This window comes from Saccharomonospora halophila 8, from assembly GCF_000383775.1.
Classification (GTDB): domain Bacteria; phylum Actinomycetota; class Actinomycetes; order Mycobacteriales; family Pseudonocardiaceae; genus Saccharomonospora; species Saccharomonospora halophila.
Genome location: NZ_KB912586.1, coordinates 79,332 through 85,551 on the forward strand (window position 1 = coordinate 79,332; position 6,220 = coordinate 85,551).

4 protein-coding genes are annotated in these 6,220 nt (G+C 68.4%); all 4 read right to left on the bottom strand.

The features are described 5' to 3' along the window. Positions 1-215 precede the first annotated feature (215 nt). Positions 216-668 (bottom strand): hypothetical protein, encoded by a 453-nt coding sequence (locus SACHA_RS0118840; RefSeq protein ID WP_019812258.1) that lies wholly within the window; start codon positions 666-668, stop codon positions 216-218. Between the two features lie 743 nt (positions 669-1,411). Continuing rightward, entirely contained in the window at positions 1,412-2,218 is an 807-nt protein-coding gene (locus SACHA_RS0118845; protein ID WP_028663342.1) for an MBL fold metallo-hydrolase, read from the bottom strand. Between the two features lie 336 nt (positions 2,219-2,554). Next, positions 2,555-5,620, bottom strand: a complete 3,066-nt coding sequence (locus SACHA_RS0118850; RefSeq protein ID WP_019812261.1) for a M36 family metallopeptidase — start codon at positions 5,618-5,620, stop codon at positions 2,555-2,557. 387 nt (positions 5,621-6,007) lie between these two features. Further along, on the bottom strand, positions 6,008-6,220 hold a 213-nt coding region (locus SACHA_RS0118855; protein WP_019812263.1), incomplete at its 5' end, for a helix-turn-helix domain-containing protein.

The following is a 6,220-nucleotide window of genomic DNA, read 5'->3' on the forward strand; positions in this document are numbered from 1 at the left end:
GACGGCCTGCGCGCCGCGTTCGTCGTGGCCGGCTGCATCGGCGTGCTCGCCGTGCTCACCGCCCTCGCCGTCCGCCGCCGCACCCCGGCCATCACGACGTCGGCGGCCGTCGACAGTCCGTCCGACGCCACCGAGAGATCTACCCCGCGCCGGTGACGAATCGTGCCGGTGCCCGCCCGACGGGGAGGGCTCCGGCACGACACGGTGGTGTCGGGTCACCCGCAGTTACCCCAGGTGGTACGGCCACCCGCGGCCAACGTGCTGCCCGCGGGATCCCAGATCCAGCCGAAGTACTGGACACACGTGTCACTGGCGTAGCGCTTCACCGATTCCCAGTGGGACGCCGAGTTGTCGGCGTTGGAGTAGGCGCCGTCGCCCGCGACCGTGATCTCGGCCCGTACCCGGGACGGAGTGCCGTGGTAGGAGGTCTTCCGGGTAACGACGCAGTTCCTCCCGTTACCGCTGTTGTAGGCGAGGTGAACGTAGCCCCAGACCGCGCCCGAGTCGGTCCGCACGGCGCGCGTGCCGTCGCTGACGATCCCGTATCCCGACCCGCAGCCGTACTGCACTGCCTCCGACGCGCTGTGTGCCGCCGCGGGGGACGCCGTGCCCACCAGCACCGCCCCCGCGACGACGACCGAACCGAACAGAGCCCGAACTCGTCTCATTGTCGAACAACCCCTTCCGAGCGACCGGAGTGGTCCGCTGTAGCGGACACGCCACCTCCGGACTCCACCGAGTCAATCGGTGCCCAGATCTCGACAATTACTTTCCCACACGATATCCACTCATTCAGAGCAGCGTTCACGCCGACGAATCCGACATCGGCTACGAAACACCCGATCCGGATCCCTCGAAAATGGTGCGGAACAGCTTTCTGATCACCTACGACCGACGGGAGCTCGAATCGCAAGAGGGTCTACCGCTCAACCACGACAACGGGTGCCGAGCTCTCCGCGTTTTCCCCGGACCGAACCGTGCGAGCCCGGGACGGACGGATCGACGCGTTTCGCCGGAGACCGCACGGGTACGTGTCCGACACGACTGCCGAACAACCGGACAGAGAAGTGGCGACCGTGCACGACCGGTCATCACTCCCGGCAGAAGCGGCCCGCGCGGTCGTTCGCGCCCCGAGACACAGGACCCGCGACATGCGCCGCCCGGGCCCGACCACGTACGGGCGGTGGACTGCGGGGCCGACATTCTCGCGGTGTGGCCGAGGGCGCGCGACGGTTACTCCATGCCCACGACCGGCCTCCTGCCCGAGGCTGACGGATACCACTCCGGGGTCAAAAGGCAGGGGCGGAAACTCCGGCGGCGCTGACGACCGGGACCTCCCGTGTGGCCCGATGCCGACGACCACGTCCGCTGCGGGCGAGGTCCTCGCGGTTGAGGCCGCAGCATCGATGGCTCACTTGGAAGCGCGCTCGAACCCCGCCAGCATCTCCTCCAATGCGTGCTGATCCGGGCCCACGAAGGCGGGCGCGTCGGGCGCTGAAGCGAGCATGTCGAGCAACGACGCAGTACGCCCCATCGCCGGCGGGAGGTGCGTGCTCAGGACCACTTCCGGCTCCACGGCCCGGAGCGGGTCGATCGTGCCCAGATACGCCGCGCGATCCACACTCGCGATCCACGGGCTGTCCACGCTCGCCCACAGTAACTGGGCGGCGCGCAGCTCCTCTGCGGGCACCTCGCGCACATCACTCGACGCGGCCAGGTCAGCACTGACCATCGGCGCTCCGAAGCAGTCCGAGCTGAAGCAGGCCCGCGATCGAGAATCGTAGAAGCCGACCGTCGCCGGGTTGTCGAACAGGGGAGGACGGAACGCGAACAACCGCCGATCTCCAACGTCCAACGTCTGGCCCGGGTTCAGTAAGAACACGCGGTCGACCGGAAGTGGACGTTCGGTAGACATGATGCCCATCCCGAGGAACGTGGTGACCACCTTGGCCCGCGGCGAGGCGTCGAGGAGGTCGAACAGCGCCCCGGTGTGGTCGCGATCCGGATGTGTCAGCCAGACCCATCGCACGTCGCGCGGGTCGATGACCGAGCTCAGTGCGTCCATGAGCCCGCGTCCGGGCAAGCTCAGCCCGGTGTCGACGACGACGGGCTGAGTCGCGTGCAGCACGAAGGCGTTGACCGGAAGGTACCCGAGTCCGGGTACTTCGAGCGCATCGTTGAGCACGTGGATGTCTGGGGCGATGTGATGGATTCGCATCGACGTGTCCTCCGCCTCGTGAACACCGAGTTGGGTCCCGTGGATGGGGGCCGAGCACGACACCCGCGTCCACGACGTTTCTCCCGTCCGCACCCCGCGTCAAGCGGTGCGCGGCTCGGATGCCCGAGGTCGCCGCCAAAGGAGCGGCTGCGGCATGGAACCATCAGATCCCGGTTGAGCAGGCCGATTCCCGCTCGGTGGGCGACGCCGTGCCGTCGATGGCGGGCTGAGCATCACGCGTACCCAGCCCGCCACCGGCATGCCTCGCTCGGTAGCCCGCGCGCACGCTACTCGCTGAGACACACCGGGGTGATCTCCTGTGCGGTCACCGCCCGTTCAGGCGGTGTCGGTGGCGGTCAGTGTGATCGGCACGGCGGTGCCCAGCCACAGCTGGGTCAGCACATATCGCGTCCCGCTCGGCACCGTGGTCGACTCATCCGCCGAGGCGGACGCGGCCGATCCGGTCGGCTCGCAGTTCTGGTCGAAGAAGTACAGGTCGAGATCGTACGGCGTGGCGCTGTCTCCTCGCACCTTCACCCGATGTGCGCCGTCACCGAAGCCGGCGGGCAATGCGGTGACCCAGCCGTCCGCGCCCTGACCGGGCGGCGGAGCAGTGCACGCCGAGATGAACGCATTGGCCGTGGCACCGGTGGGGGTCAATCCCGTGCTGGGATTCCCGGCCGCGATAGTGCCCTCATCGGTCACGGGCTCGTCCGGAGGTGTCGGCGGCAGCGGCTCCACACCCGTGGACGAACCCGAGAACACCTGAAATTCGGCCGCCTGCACCTGGTCCTTGGTTTCGCCTTGTGCCGAGTCCGCCCAGAAGCGGACGTACTTCGTGTGCCTCTCGCTGTTCACTGCGAAATCACGATAGTGCAGGTCCGGCGCGGTCGGGCGCGGTGCCTGGTAACCGAAGCCGTCCGGTTCGGTCAGCGCTGTCCGCCAGTTCACTCCGTCTTCCGAGGTCTGCACCGTGAACCCGCGCAGACCCTCGAAGCGGGACGTGGTGTAGGCGCTCACCCGCACGCGCGAGACCTGCGCCGGTTGTGCCAGTTCGACGGTCACGTTCCCGGTGCCGGGTGCCGCCTTCCAGGTACTGGCCTCGGTATCGTCGAGCAGATCGCCCGCGTTGGCCGCGGTGGCCGATACGACCGTGGCCCCGTTCGCCATCGAGGACAGGTTCGGGTCGAGAGAGAACCGCAATCCGGTGTCGTGTCCGGCGCTCACGGAGATATCGGAGAACGTCCGCGCTCCGAATCCCGGGGCCGTGATGGTGATCGGGTAAGTCCCATCCACCAACGGCGCCGAGAACGCCCCGGTCTCCGAGGTGACCCGCAGTGGACTGACGCGTGCCTCGAACCTGCCGACGATCACCTCGGCGTCCGGGATGGGCTCTCCCGTTGACGCGTTGACGACCCGGCCACTCACCGAGCCGTTGTGCACCGGGTTGACATGCGCGAACGACGGCACCGGATCGGTGTCGGACCCACTCTTCGTGCTGGCGTGCACACCGAGACCCCGGGACGCGAACGCACCGAAGACCAGGTCGACGATCGTGGCGTAGTCGGTGCGGGAATGATACCGGTTGTCCAGCGCCGAACGGATCGCGTCCCGCATATCCACGAAGGACGGATCGGGCGGGGACAGTGGCATCGCGTCGGTCACGATCCGCGCCGCGATCTCACCGCCCTCGGCCTCGCCGTACTCGTCAACCAGTGCCGTGCGCATATCCCACAGGGTCGCGGTCCAGATCTCGCCATCCGAGTGCACCTCGGCGCCACCGAGATCGTAGCCGATGTCGGCGAACGTCGTGGGGTTGGTGTCATAGTCCCAGTTGCGGATTCCCCGGTCCGCGTTGCCGGTGACGTACTCGCCGACCACGGGCCGCTCCGCCAGACCGTTGCCGTACAGGTAGTTCAAGGCGTACCAATCGCCCCAGCCCTCGCCCATCGACCCGGACTGGTGGGTGTTCAGCGCGTTGTCCTCGCCACTGACGTAGCGGTTGCTCAGTCCGTGCGCGTACTCGTGCTCGATCACACCGGCATCGAAGTTGCCGTCACTGTACGGGCCCTCGAACGCGTCGTTGATCGGCTCCCAGAGGAACATCCCGCTCCACGGGGGTAATCCGTCGGGCAGGGTAAGCATGTAGGCGTTGTCCCGCCCGGTGTACGTCGGTGCGCCACCGCTGACAGCCCCGGCGTGCACCAGGCCCAGGATCGGGTCGCCGGCCTTCCCTCCTCTGCCGTGATTATCGACCTGGAAGTTGCCGGCGGTCTCGGTGAAGCCGAGTTCGTAGAACTCGTCGTGGATGCGGTTGTGGTGCCAGAACAGGTTGGTCGCCGCCGGGTCGAGGTCCTGCGCATAGCTCGGTGGCGTGGTCCGCCCCTCGCTGCGTGCCCAGTTCTCGGCGTAGGAGTAGTTGAATTGCGCCGTGGGGCTTACCGGGCGAGGTGCCTGGTCGGCGGGAGCGATGAAGTTCGAGTAGTTGGCATAGGCGTTGGCGTTGTTGCCCGCCGTGGTCGGTCCGGACACCCCGGCGACGCCGGTGGGGTCGACGTAGCCGGAAGGTGACTGTTCGGTGGGACCGAACGGCTTGATCACGGGCTGGCCGCCCTCGTCGGCACCGGGGTGGTTCTCGTACACGGTGCCCTCGGAATCGTGCGCCACCAGCGAAGCCCGATGCAGGATCTCGGACGTTCCCGCGTCGACCACGGTCTGCCACGCCGCGTTCGATGCGGAGACGAACAGGACCTGATACGCGGGCACCGCCCCCGTGTCGGTGGGGAAGGCGGCGCGGCGGACGTAAGACTCGCCGCCGAACGGACCCCGAGCGAACACGTCGAAACCGGCTCGTTCACCGGCGCGTTCGGGAGTGAAGGTGACCTCGGGCGCGAACTCGGCCGCGGTCAGCTCCAGCGCGTCGGCCGCCGTCAGCTCGTGGCTGCCGGTCAGCGAGGTGGCGCGTGCGGCGGCACCGGAATAGGACAGCACGCGGCCGTCCGAGGACACCGCGACCCCGAGGTGCCCACCGCGGACCGCGGGAACACCGTCGAAGGTCTGCGTGAAGGTGACCACGTGGGTCCCCGTTCCCGGGAGTTCGTGCGTGCTCGTGACGTCCAGGGCGTCGATGTGCTCGGCCGAGAAGCCGAACAGCGCCCGGTTGTCGTGCAGAAATGAACGCGCGACGCTCTCCGCGTCCGCGTCCGAGGGGGTGGTGAGCCACCCGCCGGGGCGCCGGATGCTGCGGGGTGTGCCGAACCGGGAATCCCAGGTGACCCGCGTCCCGTTGCCGACCTCCCGGGTGAGGTCCGCAGCGGCGGTGCGCTGTGCTCGGCTCGGTTGAACCGACGTGTCCCGACGGACGTCGTAGGCGGCGTCGTGCTCGGGGGGCGAAGCACCCACCGGGTTGACAGCGGCGGGGGCAGCGGGTGCCAACGCCAGAGTAGTGGCGACGGCGAGAGCCGTCGCCACGAGTGGGCGCGGGTGCATCTGATCTCCTTCGTCACTATGCCGACGATCTCTCTCAGAGATCGGCCGGCGCCCGGTTCGGGACGCACGGGCATCCAACGAAGCGAGATTGCGACCGAAAGCGGGAACCCACTGCTCCGTTCGGCCCAGATCGGACGGAGGGTTACGCCACCGCCCGCCGATACAGGAGAATCCGGTCGGATGCGTCGGCTGCCGGCGCTGTCGCAAAGGACCGACCTCGCAGATCAGCAGCGCCCGATCCGTCTCGATGCGCAGCCGGTGAGCCTCGGTCGGCGTGCAATCGCCTTCCGCGGAGCGGACTCAACCCCGGGAGCGGTTCAGGTAGTTGTAGACGGTGAACCGGGTGACGCCGAGTGCTTCGGCGACCGTCTCGGCCGACTTGCGGTAGTGGAAGGCGCCGCGTTCCTCCAGCAGCCGGACGGCGCGTTGCTTCTCCGCGCGCGGCAGCTCGGCGAGCGGGGCGCCCAGTTCCGCGGCGAGGTCGTCGAGCAGGCCGGCGAGCCCCGCGGTGCC